This window comes from Pseudomonas sp. J452 (assembly GCF_024666525.1).
Classification (GTDB): domain Bacteria; phylum Pseudomonadota; class Gammaproteobacteria; order Pseudomonadales; family Pseudomonadaceae; genus Aquipseudomonas.
Genome location: NZ_CP088294.1, coordinates 919,090 through 943,046 on the forward strand (window position 1 = coordinate 919,090; position 23,957 = coordinate 943,046).

At 64.8% G+C, this 23,957-nt stretch carries 19 protein-coding genes; 9 read left to right on the top strand and 10 right to left on the bottom strand.

What is annotated here, in order from left to right:
* The first annotated feature begins 75 nt into the window (after positions 1-75).
* Complete coding sequence (locus tag LRS11_RS04145) at positions 76-1,482, top strand: adenosylmethionine--8-amino-7-oxononanoate transaminase (RefSeq protein ID WP_260495649.1); 1,407 nt, start codon at positions 76-78, stop codon at positions 1,480-1,482.
* 130 nt (positions 1,483-1,612) lie between these two features.
* Positions 1,613-2,332: a 16S rRNA (uracil(1498)-N(3))-methyltransferase gene (locus LRS11_RS04150; protein WP_260495650.1), complete on the top strand. Its 720-nt coding sequence runs from the start codon at positions 1,613-1,615 to the stop codon at positions 2,330-2,332.
* Between the two features lie 146 nt (positions 2,333-2,478).
* On the opposite strand, the gene LRS11_RS04155 is transcribed toward LRS11_RS04150, so the two are convergent.
* The 10 genes from LRS11_RS04155 to pilG all read right to left on the bottom strand — a co-directional run bounded on the left by LRS11_RS04155 (position 2,479) and on the right by pilG (position 17,718).
* Positions 2,479-3,090, bottom strand: coding sequence for a LysE family translocator (locus tag LRS11_RS04155; protein WP_260495651.1), 612 nt, complete (start codon positions 3,088-3,090; stop codon positions 2,479-2,481).
* A gap of 75 nt (positions 3,091-3,165) precedes the next feature.
* On the bottom strand, positions 3,166-3,966 hold the full coding sequence (locus LRS11_RS04160; RefSeq protein ID WP_409519778.1) for a helix-turn-helix domain-containing protein: 801 nt from the start codon (positions 3,964-3,966) through the stop codon (positions 3,166-3,168).
* A gap of 1 nt (position 3,967) precedes the next feature.
* Positions 3,968-4,438 carry a chemotaxis protein CheW gene (locus LRS11_RS04165; RefSeq protein WP_260495652.1) on the bottom strand — a complete coding sequence of 157 codons (471 nt, stop codon included), beginning with the start codon at positions 4,436-4,438 and terminating at the stop codon, positions 3,968-3,970.
* Between the two features lie 30 nt (positions 4,439-4,468).
* Complete coding sequence (locus LRS11_RS04170) at positions 4,469-5,491, bottom strand: chemotaxis protein CheB (protein ID WP_260495653.1); 1,023 nt, start codon at positions 5,489-5,491, stop codon at positions 4,469-4,471.
* Complete coding sequence (locus LRS11_RS04175) at positions 5,484-13,232, bottom strand: Hpt domain-containing protein (RefSeq protein ID WP_260495654.1); 7,749 nt, start codon at positions 13,230-13,232, stop codon at positions 5,484-5,486. The genes LRS11_RS04170 and LRS11_RS04175 overlap by 8 nt, the downstream gene beginning before the upstream one ends.
* Positions 13,233-13,254: 22 nt before the next feature.
* Positions 13,255-14,118: a CheR family methyltransferase gene (locus LRS11_RS04180; protein ID WP_173211737.1), complete on the bottom strand. Its 864-nt coding sequence runs from the start codon at positions 14,116-14,118 to the stop codon at positions 13,255-13,257.
* A gap of 68 nt (positions 14,119-14,186) precedes the next feature.
* Positions 14,187-16,229 carry a methyl-accepting chemotaxis protein gene (locus LRS11_RS04185; protein WP_260495655.1) on the bottom strand — a complete coding sequence of 681 codons (2,043 nt, stop codon included), beginning with the start codon at positions 16,227-16,229 and terminating at the stop codon, positions 14,187-14,189.
* A gap of 84 nt (positions 16,230-16,313) precedes the next feature.
* Positions 16,314-16,850, bottom strand: a complete 537-nt coding sequence (locus LRS11_RS04190; RefSeq protein WP_260495656.1) for a chemotaxis protein CheW — start codon at positions 16,848-16,850, stop codon at positions 16,314-16,316.
* Between the two features lie 49 nt (positions 16,851-16,899).
* The gene (gene pilH / locus LRS11_RS04195; RefSeq protein ID WP_068824882.1) at positions 16,900-17,265 is read right to left on the bottom strand and encodes a twitching motility response regulator PilH; all 366 of its coding nucleotides are present in this window, start codon (positions 17,263-17,265) and stop codon (positions 16,900-16,902) included.
* A gap of 45 nt (positions 17,266-17,310) precedes the next feature.
* The gene (pilG, locus tag LRS11_RS04200; protein ID WP_160077107.1) at positions 17,311-17,718 is read right to left on the bottom strand and encodes a twitching motility response regulator PilG; all 408 of its coding nucleotides are present in this window, start codon (positions 17,716-17,718) and stop codon (positions 17,311-17,313) included.
* A gap of 242 nt (positions 17,719-17,960) precedes the next feature.
* Here pilG and gshB point away from each other — a divergent pair, with 242 nt between their 5' ends.
* From gshB to LRS11_RS04235, 7 genes are all read left to right on the top strand, one after another.
* Positions 17,961-18,932: a glutathione synthase gene (gshB, locus tag LRS11_RS04205; protein WP_260495657.1), complete on the top strand. Its 972-nt coding sequence runs from the start codon at positions 17,961-17,963 to the stop codon at positions 18,930-18,932.
* An 87-nt stretch (positions 18,933-19,019) separates the two neighbouring features.
* Positions 19,020-19,916 (top strand): energy transducer TonB, encoded by an 897-nt coding sequence (locus LRS11_RS04210; RefSeq protein WP_260495658.1) that lies wholly within the window; start codon positions 19,020-19,022, stop codon positions 19,914-19,916.
* 126 nt (positions 19,917-20,042) lie between these two features.
* Positions 20,043-20,612 carry a YqgE/AlgH family protein gene (locus LRS11_RS04215; RefSeq protein WP_260495659.1) on the top strand — a complete coding sequence of 190 codons (570 nt, stop codon included), beginning with the start codon at positions 20,043-20,045 and terminating at the stop codon, positions 20,610-20,612.
* On the top strand, positions 20,609-21,046 hold the full coding sequence (ruvX, locus tag LRS11_RS04220; protein ID WP_182832810.1) for a Holliday junction resolvase RuvX: 438 nt from the start codon (positions 20,609-20,611) through the stop codon (positions 21,044-21,046). Before LRS11_RS04215 ends, ruvX begins: the two co-directional genes overlap by 4 nt.
* 97 nt (positions 21,047-21,143) lie before the next feature.
* Complete coding sequence (gene pyrR, locus LRS11_RS04225; RefSeq protein ID WP_260495660.1) at positions 21,144-21,650, top strand: bifunctional pyr operon transcriptional regulator/uracil phosphoribosyltransferase PyrR; 507 nt, start codon at positions 21,144-21,146, stop codon at positions 21,648-21,650.
* A 9-nt stretch (positions 21,651-21,659) separates the two neighbouring features.
* Positions 21,660-22,661: an aspartate carbamoyltransferase catalytic subunit gene (locus LRS11_RS04230; RefSeq protein ID WP_260495661.1), complete on the top strand. Its 1,002-nt coding sequence runs from the start codon at positions 21,660-21,662 to the stop codon at positions 22,659-22,661.
* Positions 22,661-23,932 carry a dihydroorotase gene (locus LRS11_RS04235; RefSeq protein WP_260495662.1) on the top strand — a complete coding sequence of 424 codons (1,272 nt, stop codon included), beginning with the start codon at positions 22,661-22,663 and terminating at the stop codon, positions 23,930-23,932. Before LRS11_RS04230 ends, LRS11_RS04235 begins: the two co-directional genes overlap by 1 nt.
* Positions 23,933-23,957 lie beyond the last annotated feature (25 nt).

The following is a 23,957-nucleotide window of genomic DNA, read 5'->3' on the forward strand; positions in this document are numbered from 1 at the left end:
GGCCCTGGCGGCGGGCCAGACGTATCCGCTGAAGGGTTCTGGTAGGCTAACCGCCCCGAACGAGGAGACCTCCCGATGAGCCTGAATGCCGAGTGGATGCAGCGCGACCTGGCCGTGCTCTGGCACCCCTGCACGCAGATGAAGGACCACGAGCGCCTGCCGCTGATTCCGATCAAGCGCGGCGACGGCGTGTGGCTGGAGGACTTCGATGGCAAGCGCTACCTGGATGCGGTCAGCTCCTGGTGGGTCAACGTGTTCGGCCACGGCAACCCGCGGATCAACCAGCGCATCCGCGACCAGCTCGACAACCTCGAACACGTGATGCTCGCCGGCTTCACCCACCAGCCGGTGGTCGAACTGTCCGAGCGTCTGGTCAAGATCACCCCCGCCGGCCTGGACAAAGTGTTCTACGCCGACAACGGCTCCTCGGGCATCGAGGTGGCGCTGAAAATGAGCCACCACTACTGGCTCAACTGCGACCAGCCCGGCAAGAAGCGCTTCGTCACCCTGACCAACAGCTACCACGGCGAAACCGTGGCGGCGATGTCGGTGGGCGACGTGGCGCTGTTCACTGACACCTACAAGGCCCTGCTGCTCGACACCATCAAGGTGCCGAGCCCGGACTGCTACCTGCGCCCCGAGGGCATGGGCTGGGAAGAGCATTCGCGCAACATGTTCGCCGCCATGGAGCAGACCCTGGCCGAGCATGCCCACGAAGTCGCGGCGGTGATCGTCGAGCCGCTGATCCAGGGCGCCGGCGGCATGCGCATGTACCACCCGGTGTACCTCACCCTGCTGCGCGAGGCCTGCGACCGCTATGGCGTGCACCTGATCCATGACGAGATCGCCGTCGGCTTCGGCCGTACCGGCAGCATGTTCGCCTGCGAACAGGCCGGCATCACCCCGGACTTCCTGGTGCTGTCCAAGGCCCTCACCGGCGGCTACCTGCCGATGGCCGCGGTGCTGACCACCGACAAGGTTTATGCCGCCTTCTACGACGACTACGCCACCCTGCGCGCGTTCCTCCACTCGCACACCTACACCGGCAACCCGCTGGCCTGCGCCGCTGCCCTGGCGACTCTGGACATCTTCCGCGACGACAACGTCATCGAGAACAACAAAGCCCTGAGCTCACGCATGGCCAGCGCCACCGCGCACCTGGTCGAGCACCCGCATGTGGCCGAAGTGCGCCAGACCGGCATGGCCCTGGCCATCGAGATGGTCCAGGACAAGGCGAGCAAGACCGCCTACCCCTGGCAGGAGCGCCGCGGCATGCAGGTCTACCAGCACGCCCTCGGTCGCGGTGCCCTGCTGCGCCCGCTGGGCAGCGTGGTGTACTTCCTGCCGCCCTATGTGATCACCCCGGAGCAGATCGACTTCCTCGCCGAGGTGGCTACGGAAGGCATCGATATCGCCACCCGCCAGTCGACCCGCATCAGCGTGGCCAGTGACCTCTACCCCAACCATCGCGATCCGGGCTGAGCCGTAGGGCGGGTGAAACCCGCGGGTTGCACCCGCCCTACGACCTGGTGGACGGATAAAACGCCGTCCACCCTACCCCCACCCAGGCCCTGCCGCTAAAATTCGCGCCTCTGTCCCAGGTTCTCGCCCCATGCGCCTATCCCGCTTCTTTATCGACGCCCCGCTCTCTCTCGGCCAGCACGAGCTGCCGGAAACCCAGGCGCATTACATCGGCCGCGTCTTGCGCCACGCCGTGGGCGATGCCGTGCAGCTATTCGACGGCAGCGGCCAGGAGTACCTCGGTGAACTGATCGAAGTGGGCAAGAAGATCGTACGGGTCGAGCTGCGCGAACAGTTCACCGGGCAGCCGGAGTCCGCGCTACGCGTGCACCTGGGCCAGGGCCTGTCGCGTGGCGAACGCATGGACTGGGCGATCCAGAAGGCCACCGAGCTGGGCGCGGCGGTGATCACCCCGATCGTCTCCGAACGCTGCGAAGTACGCCTGAAAGACGAACGCGCCGACAAGCGCCTGGCGCACTGGCGTCAGGTGGCGATCAGCGCCTGCGAGCAGTGTGGCCGCTCGGTCGTACCACTGATCCATTCGCCGGTGCTGCTGACCGACTGGCTGCAACAGAGCGACGCCGACCTCAAGCTGGTGCTGCACCCGGTCGCCGAACCACTGGCCAGCCATGCCAAACCGACGAGCCTGGCCTTTCTGATCGGCCCGGAAGGCGGCCTCAGCGACGGCGAAGTGGAACAGGCCAAGGCCGCCGGCTTCCACGCCGCCCGCCTCGGCCCACGGGTGCTGCGCACCGAGACCGCGCCGGTAGTGGCGCTGAGCGTGGCGCAGCAGCTATGGGGCGATTTCTAAGAGCCTGTTCACGATCTTTTGGACTAGAGCCAGACAAGGCAAATACAGGCGAGGAAGCGCAGTTTACGAGCTGTAAATGAGTATTCAGAGCCTGTTTTTAACGCGGTATGGCCGACGGCCAAGAGATCGTGAACAGGCTCTAACCCCTACAGACTGCGCAGCGCCAACCCGGCCAAACCCAATAGCAACAGGCCGCAACCGGCATAGCTGATGCGCTGCCACAGCAGCGAGGTGTTGCGCCGCAACCAGTCAACCAGCGCCGCGCAGACGAAGCACCAGAGCAGCGAGGCGAACATGAAGCCGGCGAAGAACACGCCCAGCTGCGCCTGGCTCGGCGTGCCCTGCACGATGCCCGCCAGGGCACTGCCGAGGGCGCCCCAGAACACGATGTTCTTCGGGTTGGACAGCGACAACAGCGCCCCGGCGCCGAAGGCATTGCGCGCCTGATTGCCACCCTCAGCACCGCCCTGCGGCGGCTGCCAGGCATCGCGCAGGCCCTGTACGCCGAGCCAGGCCAGATAAACGGCGCTGGCCAGGGTCAGCGGCAGGCGCACATGGTCCTCGGCCAGCAGCAGGGCCAGGCTGGACAAGCCGATCAGCGCCCACAGCGCATCGCCGATCAGCGAGCCCAGCTGCACCAGCAGCGCCGGGCGGAAGCCGCCCGTCAGGCCACGGCGCAAGGTTTCGCTGAACACCGCGCCGGGCGACGCGCAGAACGTCAGGCCGAACAGCATGGCCGCACAGAAGATTGCCAACATGGCAGGAACTCCGAATCCATCGACGATGGTGCGGATTATCCGCAGACCGCCTGCGGCCGACTTGAACCGGATTGCTCAGCTGCGCAGCAGGTGCTGATAGCGCCCCGGCGTCAGCCCGTAGGCAGCGCGGAAATGCCGGTTGAGATGGCTCTGATCGGCGAAGCCCAGGGCATGCGCCACTTCGCCGGCGGGCAGGCCCAGGCGTAACAGCCCCTGAGCGCGGCGGGTACGCAACTGCATGGCCCACTGCCGTGGGCTGAGCCCGGTGCGCTGTTTGAAGGCGCGCAGCAGATGGAACTTGGACAGGCCGACACTGATGGCCATCTGTTCCAGGCTCGGCGTCTGCGCGAGGCTGGCGGCGAGCAACTCCTGCAGGCGCGCCACCGACCCCTGCCCGACAGCAGCAGTGCTGGCCAGACGCACCTGGGCACCCCGGGCAATCTCGCCGAGCAGCAGGGTCACGCTTTCCTCGCCACGTTCGCGCAGCAGAGCATCGCCGCTCAGGCACTGCTCAACCGCCTGCGCCAGGCCTGTGGCCAGAACCGGTTGCTGCTGCAGCGGCAGGCCGAACTGCAGCTGTTCCAGGCCCAGGCTGTCAGCCAGCACGGCAGGTGCTACATAGAGACTGACATAGCGCCATGGCTGGCCTTCACGCGCGCCGCCACCCTGGATCTCGCCGGGATTGTAGGTGGTGATGGCGCCGACGCCGGCACTGAAGGTGCGACCGTCCAGCCACACCTGCTCTTCGCCGAGCAGGTTGGCGCCGATAACGAATTCATCGTGGCTGTGTTTGTCGAAGTGCTGGCCACAGGCCTGAGTACTGCAGACTTCCAGCCCGCCGATGCGCGCCAGGCGCATCCGCTCAGGCTGGCTCATCTCAGATCAGGCCAGCGTCGGCCAGCTTCTGCTCGAGGCCGATCAGGTCAGGGATCTTCACCACCGCCTCGCCGAGCTGCACCGCGTCCAGCTCCAGCGGCGCCAGGGCTTCACTGGCCCGGGCCAGGTGGCCGTCGACCTTCAGCGAGCGCGGGATACCCTGCACCAGCAAAGCAATGAACTTGACCTGGTCACGCCCGCCGAGGGCATTGAGCACTGCCACCCGCACACCAGGGCCAATCTGCGGCTGGCCATTGGAGGCGGCCTCGAATGACAGCAGCGGCAATTGCAGGTCGCGCCAGGCGATCTGGCCGAGGAACCAGGCCGGCAGGCCCGGCGTGACCTGCGGCGCCCGGTAGGGAATCAGCTCCGCCAGCGCCACGTTAGGCAGCATCAGGGTGCGGTCGGCCAGGGGCACCAGCAGTGCAGTGAGGTTGCTGGTGCTGTTGGCGGCAGTAACGGCTTGGCTCATCGATCAATCCTTACAAAAGCGCAGCATGCGTCAGGCGCACTGCTCGGCCAGGTGATTCACCAGTGCTTCAGCCAGCTCGCGCGGGTCGCCGCTGAGAACGCTGTAGCCACCCTCGCGCAGGCTGTCGGGCATGCTCGGGCAGGCACAGCTGTCGGCACGCTGGGTCCAGATCTGCCCACCTTGGCGGCGCACGTAGGCCGCGGCAGCACTGCCATCGCTGCCCATGCCGCTGAAGGCGATCACGCCGCAGTTGCCAGCAAAGTGCTGGGCCAGGTTGAGCATCATCTGGTCGATGGAGGGGCTATAGGGTTCCGGCCAGGCGCGGTCAGTGACCTGCATGGCACCGTTTTCGGCAAAGCCCAGCTCATGGGATACCGGCGCCACCACCACCTCGCCGCAGCGGATCGGGTCACCATGACGCACCGGGTTGACGTGCCACTGGCTGTGGCGGCCGACGGCCTGCGGCAGCGCGGTCTCGAAACTGGCACCGATGTGCTGGGCATAGACGAAGCCGATCGGCAGACCGCCGGGCAAGGCGTCGAGGAAGGCCTTGACCGCCTCGGGGCCACCCAGCGAGGCCGCCAGCAACCAGACCTGGCGGGCCGGTTCGCCGGCCACCAGCGGGGTATCGGCCAAGGCGGCGGGCAGCTCCAGGCGGCCGGGGCGCTGCGCCTCGGCGAGCAGGGCTTCGAGGCCTGGACCGATAACCTGGGCCGGGTCGCCGACCAGGCGCTTGAGCTTGCCGAACAGGCTGCGCTCCCAGCGCGGGTAATTCTCCGAATGGCGCTCCGGGGCATGGCCTTCGCCAAACAGCACCGGCGCATTGGAGCGCTCGAGCAGGTTTTCGACCAGCGGTGAGTCTTCCGACTGCGCCAGGTCGACCAGCCACAGGTCTGGCTCGCAGGCCGCCAGGGCTTCCTCGTCGAGTCGGGCCGGGTCGCTGTTGAGCACCACTTGATATCCATTGCCGGACAACGCCTGCTGCAGCACATGGCGCTGCAGCGAGGTATCGGCAATCACGGCAATCCTTGCAGCTGTGCGAGTCTCACTCATGGCGCTTGACCAACTTCTGGATGTTTTCGAGCAGATCGGATTCCTGGTACGGCTTGCCCAGGTATTCGTTGACGCCAATCGCCATGGCCCGCTCGCGGTGTTTCTCACCGGTACGCGAGGTGATCATGATGATCGGCAGGTCTTTCAGGCGTTCGTCGTGGCGCACCAGGGTGGCCACTTCGAAGCCGTCCATGCGCGGCATTTCGATGTCCAGCAGCATGATGTCTGGCTTGTGTTCCTGCAGCTGGGCAATGGCGTCGACGCCGTCCTTGGCCGTCAGTACGTTCATGCCGTTGCGTTCGAGCAGGCGGCTGGTGACCTTGCGCACGGTAACCGAGTCGTCGACCACCATGACCAGAGTCGGCCGCTCGGCTTCGATTTCCGCCGCGGTCTGCGCCACATGGCTGGCCAGACGCGGTTGCTGCAGCTGACCGAGCAGGTGCGCATGGCGCACGCGGATGGTCGCCAGCAGGTCGAGAATCACCACCACGCGGCCGTCACCGAGGATGGTCGCACCGGAAATACCATGCACCGCGCCGAACTGTACGCCGAGACTCTTCACCACGATCTCGCGTGAGCCCGCCAGACTGTCCACCTGCACCGCCACGGCGTGCTCGCTGGAGCGCACCAGGATCACCGGCAACGGCAGGCTCTGGCCGATCAGCTTGGGCTGCTGGCCGTTGTTCAGCAGATCGCCGAGGTACTTCAGTTCGTAGGCCTGACCGGCGTACTCGAAGCGCGGCGCGTCGGGCGCATAGTAGGCCTCCAGCTCGTACGGCGAGACGCGCACGATACCTTCGATGGTGTTCAGCGGGATGGCGTACAGGTCTTCGCCGGAGAGCACCATCAGCGCACGGTTGACCGACACGGTGAACGGCAGACGGATCAGGAAGCGCGTGCCTTCGCCCACGGTCGACTCGATACTCATCGAACCGCCGAGCTGCTTGACCTCGGAGTGCACCACGTCCATGCCGACGCCACGCCCGGAAATCTGCGTGACCTTCTCGGCGGTGGAGAAACCGGCCTCGAGGATGAACTGCAGGATCTCGTGGTCGCTGAGGTCGGAGTCGGCGTCCATCAGGCCGCGTTCTATGGCCTTGCGGCGTACCGCTTCGAGGCGGATGCCACCACCGTCGTCGGCCAGGGTCAGGAGGATGTCGCCACCCTCGCGACCGAGACTCAGGCGAATGTTGCCGACCTCCGGCTTGCCACTGGCGCGACGCTTGTCGGCCGGCTCGATACCGTGGTCAACGGCGTTGCGCAGCATGTGTTCCAGCGGCGCGACGATGCGCTCCAGCACGGTACGGTCCATCTCGCCTTCGGCGTTGCCGACATGGAATTCGACCTGCTTGCCCAGCTCGGCCGCCACCTGGCGGACGATGCGGCGCAGGCGCGGTACCAGGCGATCGAACGGCACCATGCGGGTGCGCATCAGACCTTCCTGCAGCTCGGTGTTGACCCGCGCCTGCTGCAGCAGCAGGGTCTCGGCATCGCGGTTACGCGTGGCCAGGGTTTCCTTCAGGTCGAGCAAGTCGGAGGCCGACTCGAACAGCGCGCGCGAGAGCTGCTGCAGCTGCGAGTGGCGGTCCATTTCCAGCGGGTCGAAATCTTCGTAGCCGGCACGCTCGGCCTCGGCCTGGTAGCGGCTGAGGATCTGTGCCTGGGTCTCGATATCGAGGCGGCGCAACTGGTCGCGCACCCGCTCGATGGTGGCTTCCATCTCGCCGAGGGTGAAACCGAAGTCGCTGACCTGCTGTTCTACCCGACCGCGGAAGATCGAGGTCTCACCGGCCAGGTTGACCAGGCCTTCGAGCAGATCGGCCGGCACCTTGACCAGTTCCTGCGGCGCGCGCTGCGCGGCGACGCGCGCGGCAGCCTCGGCGGCGCGCTCGACGAACGGCAGCACCTTGACCTGCTGCTGCGCCTGCGGCTTGCTGCTGGCGGCCACCAGCGGTGTGCTCAAGGCCACCGGGGTCGGCGCCAGGGTGCTCGGCTCAGGGGCGGCAAGTGGCGCGGCCTGCACTTCGGCGGTTTGGCTGTCGTCCAGGCGCTTGCGCAATTGGTCTAGTGCCGCCTGCAGGCCTTCGAAGCCGGACTGCACGTCGAGGAACAGGCTTTCCGGCCATGGAGCGCCCTGCTTCTGCGCCTCGGTCAGGTGCTGTTCGAGGTCGTGACTGAGGTCGCCGAGGAGCTTCTGGCCGGCCAACCGCGCGCCACCCTTGAGGGTGTGCAGGATGCGCAGCAGCTCATCAATGGCGCTGCCGTCTTCGCGATTGCTTTCCCAGCGGCCGAGGGCGGCTTCCATGGCCTCCAGCAGGTCGTCACCTTCCTCGAGGAAGATATCGAGAATCTCGGCTTCAGCGGCGGAGTCTTCTTCCACCACCGGTTGCAGGTGCACGCTGGAGGGAATATTCAGCTGCTCGGCAGGGTTGGCACGAAACTGCTTGATGGTGGCGATCAGCGCTTCGCCATCCGGCACCGCACGCTGGTCACGTACCGCTTCGAGCATTTCTGCCAGGCGATCGTGGCAGGCCTGGAGCAGGCCGAACAGATCCTGGCCGGCACGCAGGCGACCATCGCCAACGCCCTCGTAGAGGAACTCCAGCTCGTGGGCCAGGTCGCCAATTTCCCGAATCTCGGCCATCCGCGCACCACCCTTGAGGGTGTGCAGGTCGCGCTGCAGGGCCTCGACTTCGAGGGTGTTGTCGACATCCTCCATCCAGCGCTGCAGCGCACCGCCGGCACTCTCGATGATGTCGAAACCTTCCTCGAGGAAGATTTCCACCAGCTCTGGATCGCGCTCATCCTCCACCACGCTCGGCGGGGCGAAAGCAGCAGGCGCCTCGACGGGTAGCTCAGTGCTTTCCAGCGCAGGCAACTCGGCCATGGCCCAGTCGTCGACCGGTGCCGCTGCGACGTCGGCCGGCAGATCCATAATTTCTTCGCTGGCTGGCAGCTCGCTGAGCTCTGCGCTGTCATCCAGCGCCCAGGCATCGACCGGCAAATCTGCCGCTACGAGGCCTTCGACGGGCGCGGACTCAGCCGGCAACGGCTCGCTGCCCAGTTCCGGCATGGCCCCTTCGAGCGACCATTCGTTGTTGCTGAGATTCGGCAGGTCTTCCAGGTGCGGCTCTTCGACCACAAAGGGCACGGCCTCGACAGCGGTATTCAGCCACTCGTCGTTGGCCGGAGCGGACATGTCGTCCAGCTGCGGCGCGGTGAACTGCACATCGGCCAGCTCGGCCAGGTCCATTTCCGCGGACTCGGCCAGCTCACTGACCAGCGGGCTATCGGCCTGACTCAGCTCGACCGCTTGTTCTTCCACTTGCAGCTCAGGCAGGGCTTCGGCTTCGGCTTCGGCTTCGGCTTCGGCTTCGGCTTCGGCTTCGGCTTCGGCTTCGGCTTCGAAATCAGGCTGCACGGCCACGGCCGCAGCGGACAAGCTCGGCGCACCGCCACCCTGGCGGAAACTACGGATCGCCTCGATCAACGCAGTGGAGTCGGCCAGCGGACGGTTGCCCTGCAGCTGCTCGAGCAATACGGCCAAGCGGTCGTGGCTCTGCTGCAGCAGGCTGGCCAGGTAGGGCGAATAACTGAAACGCCGGTCAACCAGGCCTTCGTAGAGCGATTCCAGCTCATGGGCCAGGTCGCCGATGGCACGAATCTCGGCCATCCGCGCGCCGCCCTTGAGGGTGTGCAGGTCGCGCTGCAGGGAAGACAGCGCCAGGCTGTTGTCCGGTTCGCCCAGCCAGCGATCCAGGGCCTGGCCGGCGCTTTCCAGAATATCCACGGCTTCTTCCAGGAAGATCTCGACCATTTCCTCGTCGATATCTTCCGGCATGCCGCTGCTGACCGGCACGGGCTCATCGAACACCGATACAGGCTCGCTGAACGAAACGGGCGGCTCGAGCTCAGCGCTGTCTACTACCGGCGCTGCTTCATCTATTGGCGGTGTATCCAGCTCGATACTTTCGAGCTCGGTGATTTCCAGGCTGGCCGCGGCCTCGGGCTCCAGCAGCGCCAGGGCAGCCGGGTCGATGGACTCGCCGAGCAAGGCTTGCAGCGCCTCGACCCGCTCGGGCTGGGTGCTGACCTGCAGGCCGGCAGCCACCTGATCCATCATGCCGATCAGCACTTCATGGGCGGCTTCGGCTTCGCTGAAGAAGCGCTCGCTGATCGCCAGACGGCCTTCCTGGGCGGCCTGGTACAGGGCCAGCAGGGCCTGGCACAGCTCGTCGATTTGCGGCAGCTCGGCCATTTCGGCGCCGCGACCGAGGGTGGTCAGCTCTTCCAGCAAGGCACTCAGTTCTTGCTGCTCGCTCGGGTGCTCGCGCCATTTGCGCAGCAGGTCCTCGGCATCCAGCAGGATATCCATGCCTTCGGCGAGAAAGATGGAGATCAACTGTGGATCGCGGGTCTCACCCTGTTCGTCGTGGCGCGCCTGATCGGCCGTATCCAGGCGCTCCTGGTGCAGCCTGTGCACATCGGCCAGTAGCTCGGCAGCACCAGGGATCGGCGCCAACGGCTGGCTTTCCAGCTGCTCCAGACCGGCGCGGAACAGTTGTTCGGCACGGTGCAGCAATTCGGCTTCGGCCAGATCCATGGGGATCAGATTGGCCTTGAATTCCTTGGCCAGTTTTTCCAGCGGCGTGGCGATCTCGGCGATCGGCAGGATGCCGGCCATGTACGCACTGCCCTTGAGGGTGTGCAGGGCACGCTGCAGATCATCGGTGACCGGCTGCGGCAGCTCCTGGGCGCAGTCGGCAAGAAAGCCGACCAGGGCATCCAGGTGGGTCTCCGCTTCATTGCGGAAAATATCCAGCAGCTGCGGATCCAGGGCTTCGTCCAGTTCAGCGAGCGTTTGCATAGCCGGTCCATCCGGCTGCGGCTCGCTCTCGCTTTGCAGCACCTCGACAACCGCTAATTCGGTCTCGACGCTGGGTGCCGAGCCAGGACCGCTCGGTGGCGGCTGCTGACCGCGCGCCAGGGCGTGGGCGGTGGCAGCCAGCAGGTCGACATCGTCGCGCTGACGCTGGGCGTGAGCGGCGAATTCTTCGACCAGGGCCGGCATCAGCGCGACCACATCCTTGACCACCTGCTGCACCGGGGCATTGGCCTCGATACTGCGGTCAAGCACGCGGTTGAGCAGGTTCTCGATCGACCAGCCCAGCTCCCCGATAATCAGGGCACGGACCATGCGGCCGCTGCCCTTGAGGGTGTGGAAAGCCCGGCGGATTTCCGTGAGGGCATCCTTGTCGGTGGTGTCGGCGCACCACTGCGGCAAGTACTCGCCAAGGGTTTCCAGCACTTCGCCGACTTCCTCGACGAAGACCTCCAGCAGCTCTTCATCCACCGGCTCTTCGTCGGCGGGCGGCGGCAGCAGGCTCGGCGGCACATCCTGGGCGGGCGGGTTGATCGCCTGCACCGGGGTGGCCATCACATCGGCCATGGACAGCGGCTTGTCGACCAGCGGAGCGGGCACTTCGACGGCGAACGGTTCGTTCGACAGCTCGACTTCCGGTAGGTCCAGTTCGGCAATTTCCGCCGTATCCCAGCTCAGCGGCTCGTCACCGATTTCGTCGAGATTCAATTCTTCCAGCTGCAGATCGAGATCTGCAGGTGCAGCATCAACGTCCAGCGCCGGCAGTTCGGCAAGTTCCAGGCTGGGCAATTCGTCGGTCGGTTCGGACTCCGCCAGCTCCAGCGGCGCATCCAGGCTCAGGTCGATGCCAGCGCCCAGATCGGCGTTGTCGGCTTCACCCAGACTCCAGTTGTCGTCGGTCACCAGCAATTCGGTATCGCTAGCCGGTTGTTCGAGGGCGGCGAACTCGCTGCTCAGCTCATCCATGCTGAAAGAGGCGGCGTCGCTCAGCGGCTCAAGATCGAGCGACTCCACCTCGGCCAACTGCAGCTCGGGCTCGGGCTCGGGCTCGGGCTCGGGCTCGGCAACAGCCTGCGGCTCTTCGGCGGACAGCACATCGATGTCGTGCAGCGGATCGGCCAGGGGGGCAAAGGTTTCTGCCACCGGCTCGACACGGTCGAGGATCGAGGGCTTTTCCTTGAGCGGGTAGCCGAGGCTGTCGAGGCTTTCTTCGGCCACATCGAGGATCAGGTCACCCTGGGTCGCGTGGTCTTCGGCCAGGCGTTCGAGGTAGTACTCGACGCTGGTGATGGCGTCGGCCAGGGTGTCGAGGTTCTGCCAGTTGGGCACGGCCTTGCGCGCCAGCAACTGTTCCTGGATATAGCGGTTGCAGGCTTGCAGCAGGGCGGCGGCGCGGGTCAGCGGAATCATCGCCAGACCGCCACGCACCTGGGTCAGCAGCTCCGGCACACGGGCCAGGTGCTCATGATTCCACTGCGAGGCGATGAACTCGATGATGGCGTCCTTGGCCTGTTCGAGCCCGGTACGCGCTTCCTTGATCACCAGCTGGTGGATCTGTGCCACATCGGTGGTCGGCAGGTGGCTCTGCTCGCCCTGACGGTCATCGGACGGGCCGACCATGCCAGCCAGGGTCGCTTCGACATACAGCAGGGCGCCGGCGACATCCATCAGCACGGCATCGCTGGGCTCGCGCTGGCCGACGGAGAGGCCGTGAACCACGTCGAGCTGGTCGACGATTACCTTACGCGGCTGGCCGAAACCCAGCACCGCCAGGGTGTCGGCGATCTGCTTGAGCGGCGCCAACAGGCCATCAAGCTCGGCTACCTGCTTGCGATCACTGCGCACGAACAGGTCGAGGCTGTCCTTGACCCGTACCAGTTCCTCGCACAGGGCGGCGACCACCGAACGCATGGCGTCACGGTCCGGGCCGGCCAGGCGGGCGCGCTCCTCGTCGACCACTTCGCTGTCCGGTAGCGCGTCGTCGAGGCGGTATTGTTCTTTCAGGGCACGGATGCGTGGCGATTGCGCAGGAGCCTTGGCCACATAGAACAGCAGGTTCTTCGCCAGATCATCCGGCGCGGCCTGGTTGATGCCATCGGCGCCCTGTTCGAGCAAGCGCTTGAGCTCCTTGTCGACCTGGCGCAGCAGGGTGCGCACCGAGGCGCCATTGGCCACGCTGCCATTGGCCAGGCCTTCGACCATGCCGGAGGCGATCTGCCACAGCGGGCCGAGCGGCGCTTCCTTGCACAGGCTTTCCAGGCGCGCGAAAACCCGCGCCATGTAGCCCAGGTTGGTGGCCAGATCCTGGTTGCGGATGACCCCGACCAGGGCCATCTGCAGCATCTGCCGCAGCTTGCGCAACAGAACCGGCAATTCGGCGGTGCGCAGTTTGTCGAGGGAGTCGTGGGACAGGGCTGGCTGGCGACCGGACAGGTCCGGGGAGAACAGGCTGGTTTCCGACAGCAGCTTCTCGCCGCGCGCGGCGCGCAGGTCGTTGAGCAGCGGCAGCACCACCATCGGCAGGTCGCGGCGCGCGCTCTGGATCCGCTCCAGGTACGCCGGCAACTGCAGGATGGCCTGCATCAGCACTTCCAGAGCCTCGCCCTGGTTGCTCACGCGACCTTCCATCAAGGCCTGGGCAAGTTGCTCCATCTCTTCGGCGAGCAGGGCTGCGCCGTAGAACTCGACCATCTGCAGGGTGCCATGCACCTGGTGCACATAGGTCAGGCAGAAACGCATGCGCGTCGGGTCCTGCGGGTTCTCGACGAACGCCTCCAGGGCCTGGCGGGCCTGCTTCAGGGTTTCCGCGATTTCGCCTTTGACCCACTCCAGGGCGACATAGTCGTGCCGATCACCCATACCGACTCCAATCATTCTTTTCTTAGCCCTTGCGGGTAAACGCCAGCACACGCTCGTCGGCCACCGGAACCAGATCCGGGTGTTGCCAACCAACCACTTCCCCCACCCCGACGACCAGCAACCCCCCAGGCGCCAGGCGTTCGGCCAGGCGGTTGAGGATTTCGCGGCGCCGCCAGCGGCGGAAATAGATCAGCATGTTCTGACAGAAGATAACGTCCATGCCGGACAGGGGCGCCTTGCCCAGTTCCAGCACATTCAATCTGGCGAAACAGATACGTGCCGCCAGATCCGGCACTACCTTGAAGCGTCCATCAACCTCGGTAGCGAAGTAGCGCTCACAGAGGTCTGCATCCATTTGTTCCAGCTTGCGCGCGCCGTACAGCGCTTCGCGAGCTTTGCTCAGCGCATTCAGGCTGATATCTGTGCCCGTCACGCCGAACTGCTGCGCACTCTCGGTCTCACGCAGCACCTCGGCCGCGCAGATGGCCATCGAGTAAGGCTCTTCGCCGCTCGAGCAACCCACGCTCCAGAGTGCCCAGGGCTGTTGCTGTTGATCAGTGGCCAAACGGCCGCGCAAATAACTGTCGAGTACGTCGAAGGAGGGCCGGTGCCGGAAGAAGCGCGTCTCCTGCACGGTCAGACGATCCAGCAGGGTCGACCACTCCACCGCACCCCGCGGGCCATCGGTGACCATGCGGAAGTAACTGGCGTAGTCGGCAACCTCCAGCTCTCGCATGCGCGCGCTCAGGTTGGTCTGCAGAAATGCCCGCCGCTGTTCGTTGATCACCACGCCCGTGCGCTCTTCGAGCAGGGCCTGCCAGTCACGAAACTCCGCCTGTGACATATCGGCCAGGGGTTTCAAGGCCCAGACGCCGCTTGGCTGCATGCCGTGCCCCTCGCTCATGGCCGGGAACCCTGGGCAGCGACCCTCTCAGGCCGCTGCGCCTCCGTTGATCAGACCTGACCGTCCGGCAGGGTGAAGCCGGACACCGACTTACGCATCTCGCTGGCCATCTTGGCCAGGTTACCAATGCTCTTGGCGGTGGCAGTGGTACCGGCGGAGGTCTGCGAGGTGATCTCCTGGATCACGTTCATGGTGTTGGAGATATGACCGGCCGAAGAGGCCTGCTGACGAGCGGCGTTGGAGATGTTCTGGATCAGGGCCGCGAGGGTCTTGGATACCTTCTCGATCTCTTCCAGGGCCACACCGGCGTCCTGCGCCAGGCGGGCACCGCGCACCACTTCGGAAGTCGTCTGCTCCATGGAGATTACGGCTTCGTTGGTGTCGGTCTGAATCGTTTTAACCAGTGCCTCGATCTGCTTGGTCGCCGCCGAGGAACGTTCTGCGAGGCGTTGTACTTCGTCCGCTACCACGGCGAAGCCGCGACCCGCGTCACCGGCCATGGAGGCCTGGATCGCGGCGTTCAGGGCGAGGATGTTGGTCTGGTCAGCAATGTCGTTAATCAGGCTAACGATGTCACCGATCTCCTGGGACGATTCACCGAGGCGTTTGATCCGCTTCGAGGTGTCCTGGATCTGCTCACGGATGTTATCCATGCCGGTGATGGTGTTGTGTACGACTTCGTTGCCCTTGTTGGCGATGGCTACGGAACGTTCCGCTACCGCGGAGGATTCCGAGGCGTTCGCCGATACCTGGTCAATCGACACGGCCATTTCGTTGATGGCCGCGGAAGCACCGGCGATCTCCTGGGCCTGGTGTTCGGAAGCCTCGGCCAGGTGCATTGCCGTGGCCTGGGTTTCCTGGGCGGCGGCGGCCACCTGAACAGCAGTCGAGTTGATCGTCACTACCAGATCACGCAGCTGGTCGATCGAGTAGTTGATGGAGTCGGCGATGGCACCGGTGAAGTCCTCGGTTACCGTCGCTGCTACCGTCAAGTCACCGTCGGCGAGGTCGGCGATTTCGTCGAGCAGACGCAGAATGGCGGACTGGTTACGTTCGTTCTTCTCGGCGGTCGAGGCCAGACGGCGGTTGGTTTCCCGCACCATCACCAGACCGATCAGGATGATCGAAGCCAATGCCAGAGCGCCCAGCACATAACCGGCCAGGGTATTGAAGTAGCGCCCGCTGGCCAGGTTCTCGAGCCCGCCGGTCAGACCGGAGGCTTTGTCCAGCAGGGTCTGCGACTCGCTGAAGATGGTGCTGGCGGATTCGCGGACCTGGAACAGTTCCGGGGAAGTTTCCAGAATCTCGTCCACCGAACCGGAGACGAACTGGAACAGCTCGGAAATCTCGGCCAGACGCTCGAGAGCATCCGGGTCGGTGACCTGGGAGATTTCCATGGCGGCGTTGCCTTCGGTCATCGCCTTGAGTACGCGACCGAACAGGCTGGCATCACGACCGAACATGTCGGCGGCCTGCACCGAATCATCGTCACCGGCCAGTACCTTGTTCACCGAACCGAGGATACGTTCGGCCAGCAGCGACTGACGCTGGGCCACGGATACCTGGGCTGCCGGTGCACCGCTCTGCAGCAGGATGTCGACGACTTCTTCGTACTCGACCTGCAGCTGCGGAATGGTTTCCGCCAGGGTCGCGGCTACCTGGTGCAGCGAGAGTACGGTCTGTTCGCTGGCCAGAATGGCGTCGGCGTTCTTACGCAGGCTGTCCCAGTCTTTCTGCACCGCATCCATATCCGCCTGCATCGAGGCCGGGGCGGGAGGCAGGCCAGTCGCTTCGTTACCCTCGGTAAGGAAGCTCCAGCGCTCCTGGAAGCCGTTGCGCGCCTCTTTCAGCAGCGGGAAGGCCTCGGCCTTACCGGTTGCCGCTTCGGTGGCGTTCTTCGCAATACGCTGGGACAGAACACGCAGCTCACCGGCGTGGCTGATGTATTCCTTGTCGTAGTTCGACTGGGTGTTGAGATAGGCGAAGTTGGCGAACAACAACACGATGGAAATGATCAGGACGATGAACAGTCCGGCGATCAGCGTGTTACTGCGCACACCTGCCAAAAGATTGCCTGCATTGATTTTTTTCATTATCTGGCCCCCGCCTGGACCGACCGCACTACGGTTCCCATGTAACGCCAAAAGGCCGGCAAATGCCGACCCAACCGAAAAACTTTAGATCGCCACGGCAAGGAAGTCGTGATGCTGAGCCAGCGCATGCGGGCTAAACACCAGCCAGGGCTGTTCGCGCTGGAAGACACCGTGGATAAAAGGCTGAATTACCGCTTCGAGCGGTGGCAACTGCTCGGAGAAGGTATCCACCGGAAAGTGCTGCATGCCGAACACTTCGTCGACCGTCAGCCCGGCGAACACTTCCTGGTGGTCCACCACCAGGACGCGCCGCTGCTTGCGCAGCGGCGACAGTTCGGAACCAAAGAAACCGCACAGATCCATGACCGGCAACAGCCGGCCACGTACGTTGGCAACGCCTTTGACCCAATGTTTCACGCCCGGTAACAAGGTGTGCCGCGGCTCATGCAGGACTTCACCGATTTCGCCCATGGGCGCCACGAAGTAGCGCTCACCCATGCGAAAACCAATGCCACTCCAGGTCTGTACCGCCTGCTGCTGCGACGGCAAGCCAGCCGCCAGCAACCGACAGCGCTGATCGATTTGCACGAGGAGCTGGAAGGGGGATTGTGCGTCCGACATGCCGGCCTTGGCCTTTTCTTGTTATTGGGCTCTACGCACTGTCACGGTCTCAGCCGGCCAGTACCGCATTCAGAGTTTTCATCAGCGTGTCTTCGTCAACCGGCTTGGTCAGGTAGTCACGCGCACCCTGGCGCTTGCCCCAGACCTTGTCGGTCTCCTGATCCTTGGTGGTGACGATGATCACCGGGATGTGGCTGGTATCCGCATCCTTGGTCAGCTGACGGGTGGCCTGGAAGCCATTAAGCCCCGGCATGACGATGTCCATCAGCACAGCATCGGGTTTTTCCTGACGGGCCAAGGCAACGCCATCGGCACCGTTTTCCGCCTTGAGCACCTGATGACCATGCTTTTCCAGCATGGCAGTCAGTTTGTACATTTCAGTCGGAGAGTCATCAACAATCAAAATACGAGCCATGGAGTTCCCCATACGGAATAGGCTTCACCGGCTTGTGGCCGGAAATCAGGAGGCTTGCTCCACCGGAACGAAGTCGGGGACATGCGTCTTGATGGCACCGAGCAGCTCTTCCTTGCTGAAGGGCTTGGTCAGGTACTGGTCGGAGCCAACGATTCGGCCCTTGGCCTTGTCGAACAGACCGTCCTTGGAGGACAGCATGATCACCGGGGTGGATTTGAAAGCACTGTTGTTCTTGATCAGGGCGCAGGTCTGATAGCCATCGAGCCGCGGCATCATGATGTCGACGAAAATGATGCTCGGGTGAGTATCGGCGATCTTGGCCAGTGCATCAAAGCCATCAACAGCCGTGATGACTTCGCATCCGACTTTTTTCAGTAGAGTTTCAGCGGTGCGACGAATCGTCTTCGAATCGTCGATCACCATGACCTTCAAACCCTCGGAATGCTGTTCCATGTCTGCCCTACCATCGCCTCGGTGAGTCATTATTCTTACGTTATACAGTGTGCCTGAGGCCCTGCCACCGACGGGCTGCGACCCAATCGTCGGGCCTTTTTAGCACACTCTCCAGATGCAATCTATAAGCCCCGTCTTTACCGGGTTTCCCTTGACCGGCAGGGCCACCAGCGCCACCCTTGCGCATCTCAGTATGGCCGCCCTGGCCTATTTGCCGGATTAATTTGCGGAGGTTTGCCCCGATGAGCGTGCGCCTGGGGATCGTCATGGATCCTATCGACCAGATCAGCTTCAAGAAGGACAGTTCGCTGGCCATGCTTCTGGCCGCCCAGGCCCGCGGCTGGTCGCTGTTCTATATGGAGCAGAAAGATCTCTATCAGAACGCTGGCGAAGCCCGCGGTCGGATGTCACCGCTGCGCGTCTTCGACAATCCACAAAAATGGTTCGAGCTGGATACCGAACAGGATAGCCCGTTGCGCGAGCTGGACGTGATCCTGATGCGCAAGGACCCGCCCTTCGACAACGAGTTCGTCTATTCCACCTACTTGCTGGAACAGGCCGAACGCGCCGGCGTGCTGATCGTCAACCGCCCGCAGAGCCTGCGTGACTGCAACGAAAAGCTGTTCGCTACCCAGTTCCCCCACTGCATGCCACCGACCCTGGTCAGCCGCAGGTCGGACATTCTGCGCGAGTTTGCCGAAGCGCAGCGTGACATCATTCTCAAACCCCTGGATGGCATGGGCGGCGCCTCGATCTTTCGCCACCGCGCCGGCGACCCCAACCTTTCGGTGATCCTGGAAACCCTCACCGCCCACGGCACCCAGCAGTGCATGGCGCAGGGCTACCTGCCCGGGATCAAGGATGGCGACAAGCGCATCCTGATGATCGACGGCGAGCCGATCCCCTACTGCCTGGCGCGTATCCCGGCGCAGGGCGAGACCCGGGGCAACCTGGCCGCCGGCGGCACCGGCGAAGCCCGCCCACTGACCGAACGCGATCGCTGGATCGCCGCCCAGGTGGGCCCTGTGCTGCGCGAGAAGGGCCTGCTGTTCGTCGGCCTGGACGTGATCGGCGAACACCTCACCGAGATCAACGTGACCAGCCCGACCTGCATCCGCGAGATCGACAAGGCTTTCGACACCCGCATCGGCGAGCGCCTGATGGAGGCCATCGAAAACAAACTGCAAGCTGCCAAGTTCCAGCCACAAGCTTGATCCAGCTAACAGCTTGGGACGCAAGACTTGCAGCGTGAAGCGCGAAGTCGGCAGACTGCGCGGCAATCCGCTGCCCGCCGAAAGTCGATGAACGCTGCCACGCTCCCACCCCAATTGCCCAGCACCAGCGTCCGCCCCGCGGATCGCCTGGGCTTTACCCTGCTCATCGCGACCATCCTGCACCTGGCCGTGATCCTCGGCGTCAGCTTCACCCTGGCCAAACCCGGCACGCTGAGCAAGAGCCTGGAAATCACCCTCTCCACCTTCAAGAGCGAAGAGAAGCCCAAGGACGCGGATTACCTGGCGCAAAACAACCAGCAGGGCAGCGGCACCCTGGAGCACAAGGCCGCGCCGAAGACCACCGAACAGGCCGTCTTTCAGGACACCCAGGTCAAGCGAGTCACCCCGCCCAGCGCACCGCCCCAGGCGCAGCGCCAGGAAGCCGCACCCAAGGCTGCCATCGCCACACGCAGCCCGCAGCAGCAGAAGACACCAGTCAAGCGCGAGAAGGAAAAGCCCGTACGAGAAGCCCCCGCAGCACCTGTGTTCGATTCTGAGCAGCTGTCCGCGGAGATCGCCAGCCTACAGGCGGAGCTGGCGCAGGACATACAGGAATACGCCAAGCGCCCGAAGATCCATCGCCTGAATACTGCCTCGACCATGCGCGACAAAGGCGCTTGGTACAAGGATGAATGGCGCAAAAAGATCGAGCGGGTCGGCAACCTGAATTATCCGGAAGAGGCCCGGCGCAAAAAGATCTATGGATCATTGATACTCATGGTTGCAGTGAATCGTGACGGCACAATCAACGACCTCCAAATTGTTGAATCGTCTGGTCAGCCGGCACTCGATGAAGCCGCCAAGCGCATCGTGCGCCTTGCAGCGCCCTTCGCCCCCTTTACTGGCGATATGGCGGAGTTCGATATCGTACAAATCACTCGCACCTGGCGCTTTGAGCGCAGCGACCGTCTGTCGAGCAACTAGTGGCTTGCCCGTAGGAGCGAGCTCTGCTCGCGAACCCAGGCCCGTCAAGGCTTTGCGAGCAGAGCTCGCTCCTACAGACCTTGCCTGCTGCTTGAAGCCCGTCGTCTTAAGGTCGAAACTAGCCCCATGAAGAATTCCGCGCCCAGCTACCTCAAGCACCACTTCCTGATCGCCATGCCGCACATGGCCGATCCGAACTTCGCGCAGACCGTCACCTACCTGGTCGAACACAACGATCAGGGCGCCATGGGCCTGGTGATCAACCGGCCGAATGACCTCAGCCTGGCCGACGTACTCGAACAATTGCGCCCGGACGAAGAGCCGCCGCTGCGCTGCCAGAGCCTGCCGATCTTCGCCGGCGGCCCGGTACAGACTGACCGCGGCTTCGTCCTGCACCCGAGCGGACAGACCTTCCAGGCCACTCTCGAACTGGGCGAGCTGGCCCTGTCGACCTCGCAGGATGTGCTGTTCGCCATCGCCGACGGCACTGGCCCGCAACAGCACCTGATCACCCTCGGCTACGCCGGCTGGGAAGCCGGTCAGCTGGAAGCCGAACTGGTCGACAATGCGTGGCTGACCTGCCCGGCCGCTGCCGACATCCTCTTCGACCTGCCCTTCGACCAGCGCCTGGCCGCCGCTGCCGCCCGCCTCGGGGTCAACCTGAGCCTGCTCAGCGCCCAGGCCGGCCACGCATGAGCAATCCGGACAAACCGCTGCGCCTGCTGCTCGGCTTCGATTACGGCAGCAAGCAGATCGGCGTCGCCGTCGGCCAGGTGATCACCGGCCAGGCCCGCGAGCTGTGCGTGCTCAAGGCGCAGAACGGCGTCCCCGACTGGCAGAAAGTCGAAGCATTGATCAAGGAGTGGCAGCCGGACGCCATAGTCGTCGGCCTGCCGCTGAACATGGACGGCAGCCCGAGCGAGATGAGCGAACGTGCGGAGAAATTCGCCCGCCGCCTCAACGGCCGTTTCAACCTGCCGGTTCACACCCACGACGAACGCCTGACCACCTACGAGGCCAAGGGCGAACGCATGGCCCAGGGCCAGCGCGGCGGCAGCTACCGGGACAACCCGGTCGACGCCCTGGCCGCGGCACTACTGCTCGAAGGCTGGCTGGCCGAGCACCCGTGACATCCTTTATTAAACGGCTTCGCGCGCATTTGGCGCAGTAATCGCCACGCGCTCGGCTATGTTGTGCCAACAGCTTCCATTTGCACGAGGATCGTCCATGACCCTACCCAACCCCGCCGAACTGTTGCCGCGCATGGCCGCCGAGTTGCAGCAACTGCTGGCCAGTCGCGGCATCGAACAGGCCCACTTCATCGGCATCCGTACCGGCGGCGTGTGGGTCGCCGAGGCCCTGCTGGCGCAGCTGGGCCTGGACCAGCCGCTCGGCACCCTTGACGTATCCTTCTACCGCGACGACTTCACCCGCAGCGGCCTGCACCCGCAGGTACGCCCGTCCGCGCTGCCGTTCGATATCGAAGACCAGCACCTGGTACTGATCGACGACGTGCTGATGAGCGGGCGCACCATCCGCGCCGCGCTCAACGAGCTGTTCGACTACGGCCGCCCGGCCAGCGTGACCCTGGTCAGCCTGCTCGACCTGAATGCCCGCGAGCTGCCGATCCATGCCGATGTGCTCGGCGCAACGCTCGCCCTGGCAGCCAACGAGCGGGTAAAATTGCTCGGCCCCGCGCCGCTCGCCCTCGAGCTGCAACGCCTTTCCGCCTAGGAATCCCCCATGCCTATCGACGCCAAGCGCTCGCTGCAGCTCAACGACCAGGGCCAGCTGCGCCACTTCCTCTCGCTCGACGGTCTGCCCCGCGAGCTGCTGACGGAAATCCTCGACACCGCCGACTCCTTCCTCGAAGTCGGCGCCCGCGCGGTGAAGAAAGTCCCGCTGCTGCGTGGCAAGACCGTGTGCAACGTGTTCTTCGAGAACTCCACGCGCACCCGCACCACCTTCGAACTGGCTGCCCAGCGCCTGTCCGCCGACGTGATCAGCCTCAACGTGTCGACCAGCTCGACCAGCAAGGGCGAGACCCTGTTCGACACCCTGCGCAACCTGGAAGCCATGGCCGCCGACATCTTCGTGGTACGGCATGCCGACTCCGGCGCGGCGCACTTCATCGCCGAGCACGTCTGCCCCAACCTGGCGATCATCAACGGTGGCGACGGCCGCCATGCGCACCCGACCCAGGGCATGCTCGACATGCTCACCATCCGTCGGCACAAGGGCGGTTTCGAAAACCTCTCGGTGGCGATCGTCGGCGACATCCTCCATTCGCGGGTAGCGCGCTCCAACATGCTCGCGCTGAAGACCTTGGGCTGCCCGGATATCCGCGTGATCGGGCCGAAGACCCTGCTGCCAATCGGCATCGAGCAGTACGGGGTGAAGGTCTACAGCGACCTCGCCAGCGGCCTCAAGGATGTCGACGTGGTAATCATGCTGCGCCTGCAGCGCGAGCGCATGCAGGGCGGCCTGCTGCCCAGCGAAGGCGAGTTCTACAAGCTATTCGGCCTCACCGAGCAGCGTCTCAAGCTGGCCAAGCCGGATGCCCTGGTGATGCACCCGGGGCCGATCAACCGCGGCGTGGAAATCGAATCGGCGGTGGCCGACGGCCCGCAGTCGGTGATCCTCAATCAGGTCACCTACGGCATCGCCATCCGCATGGCCGTGCTGTCCATGGCCATGAGCGGCCAGACCGCCCAGCGTCAACTGAATGCCGAGGAGCAGAACTGATGCGTACCCGTATCTTCGGCGCCCGCGTGATCGACCCGGCCAGCGGCCTCGACCAGGCTAGCGACCTCTACCTCGACAGCGGCAAGATCGTTGCCATCGACCAGGCACCTGCCGGCTTCGTCGCCGACAAGACCATCGACGCCAGCGGCCTGATCGCCAGCCCCGGCCTGGTCGACCTGTCCGTGGCCCTGCGCGAGCCCGGCTACAGCCGCAAGGGCAACATCGCCAGCGAAACCCTGGCCGCCGCTGCCGGCGGTGTGACCAGCCTGTGCTGCCCACCGCTGACCAAGCCGGTACTGGACACCTCGGCCGTGGCCGAACTGATCCTCGACCGCGCCCAGGAAGCCGGACACGCCAAGGTCTTCCCCATTGGCGCCCTGACCAAGGGTCTGGCCGGCGAGCAGTTGGCCGAGCTGGTGGCCCTGCGCGACGCCGGCTGCGTGGCCTTCGGCAACGGCCTGGCACCGATGGCCAACAACCGCACCCTGCGCCGCGCCCTGGAATACGCGGCGACCTTCGACCTGACCGTGGTGTTCCACGCCCAGGATGCCGACCTGGCCGAAGGCGGCCTGGCCCACGAAGGGCCAACCGCCAGCTTCCTCGGCCTGGCCGGCATCCCGGAAACCGCCGAGACCGTGGCCCTGGCCCGCGATCTGCTGCTGGTCGAGCAGAGCGGCGTGCGCGCGCACTTCAGCCAGCTCACCAGCGCCCGCGGCGCCGAGATGATCGCCGCCGCCCAGGCCCGTGGCCTGCCGGTCACCGCCGACGTGGCGATGTACCAGCTGATCCTCACCGACGAAGCACTGCAGGGCTTCTCCAGCCTCTACCACGTGCAACCGCCGCTGCGCGCCGCGCGTGACCGCGACGGCTTGCGCGAAGCCCTGAAGGCCGGGGTGATCGGCGCCATCGCCAGCCACCACCAGCCGCACGAAGCAGATGCCAAGCTGGCGCCGTTCGGCGCCACCGAGCCCGGCATCAGCAGCGTCGAGTTGTTGCTGCCGTTGGCCCTGACCCTGGTGCAGGACGGCCTGCTCGACCTGCCAACCCTGCTCGCGCGCCTGACCGCGGGCCCAGCCAAGGCCCTGCGCCTGCCCGCCGGCCGCCTGGCCGTGGGCGCTCCCGCCGACCTGCTGCTATTCGATGCCGAGGGGCAGACCCTGGCCGGCGAAACCTGGTACTCGAAGGGCGGCAACAGTCCGTTCATCGGTCACTGTCTGCCGGGCAAGGTGCGCTACACCCTGGTCGACGGGCGCATCAGCTATCAGGCCTGACGGGGCGCACCAGCATGCATGCCCC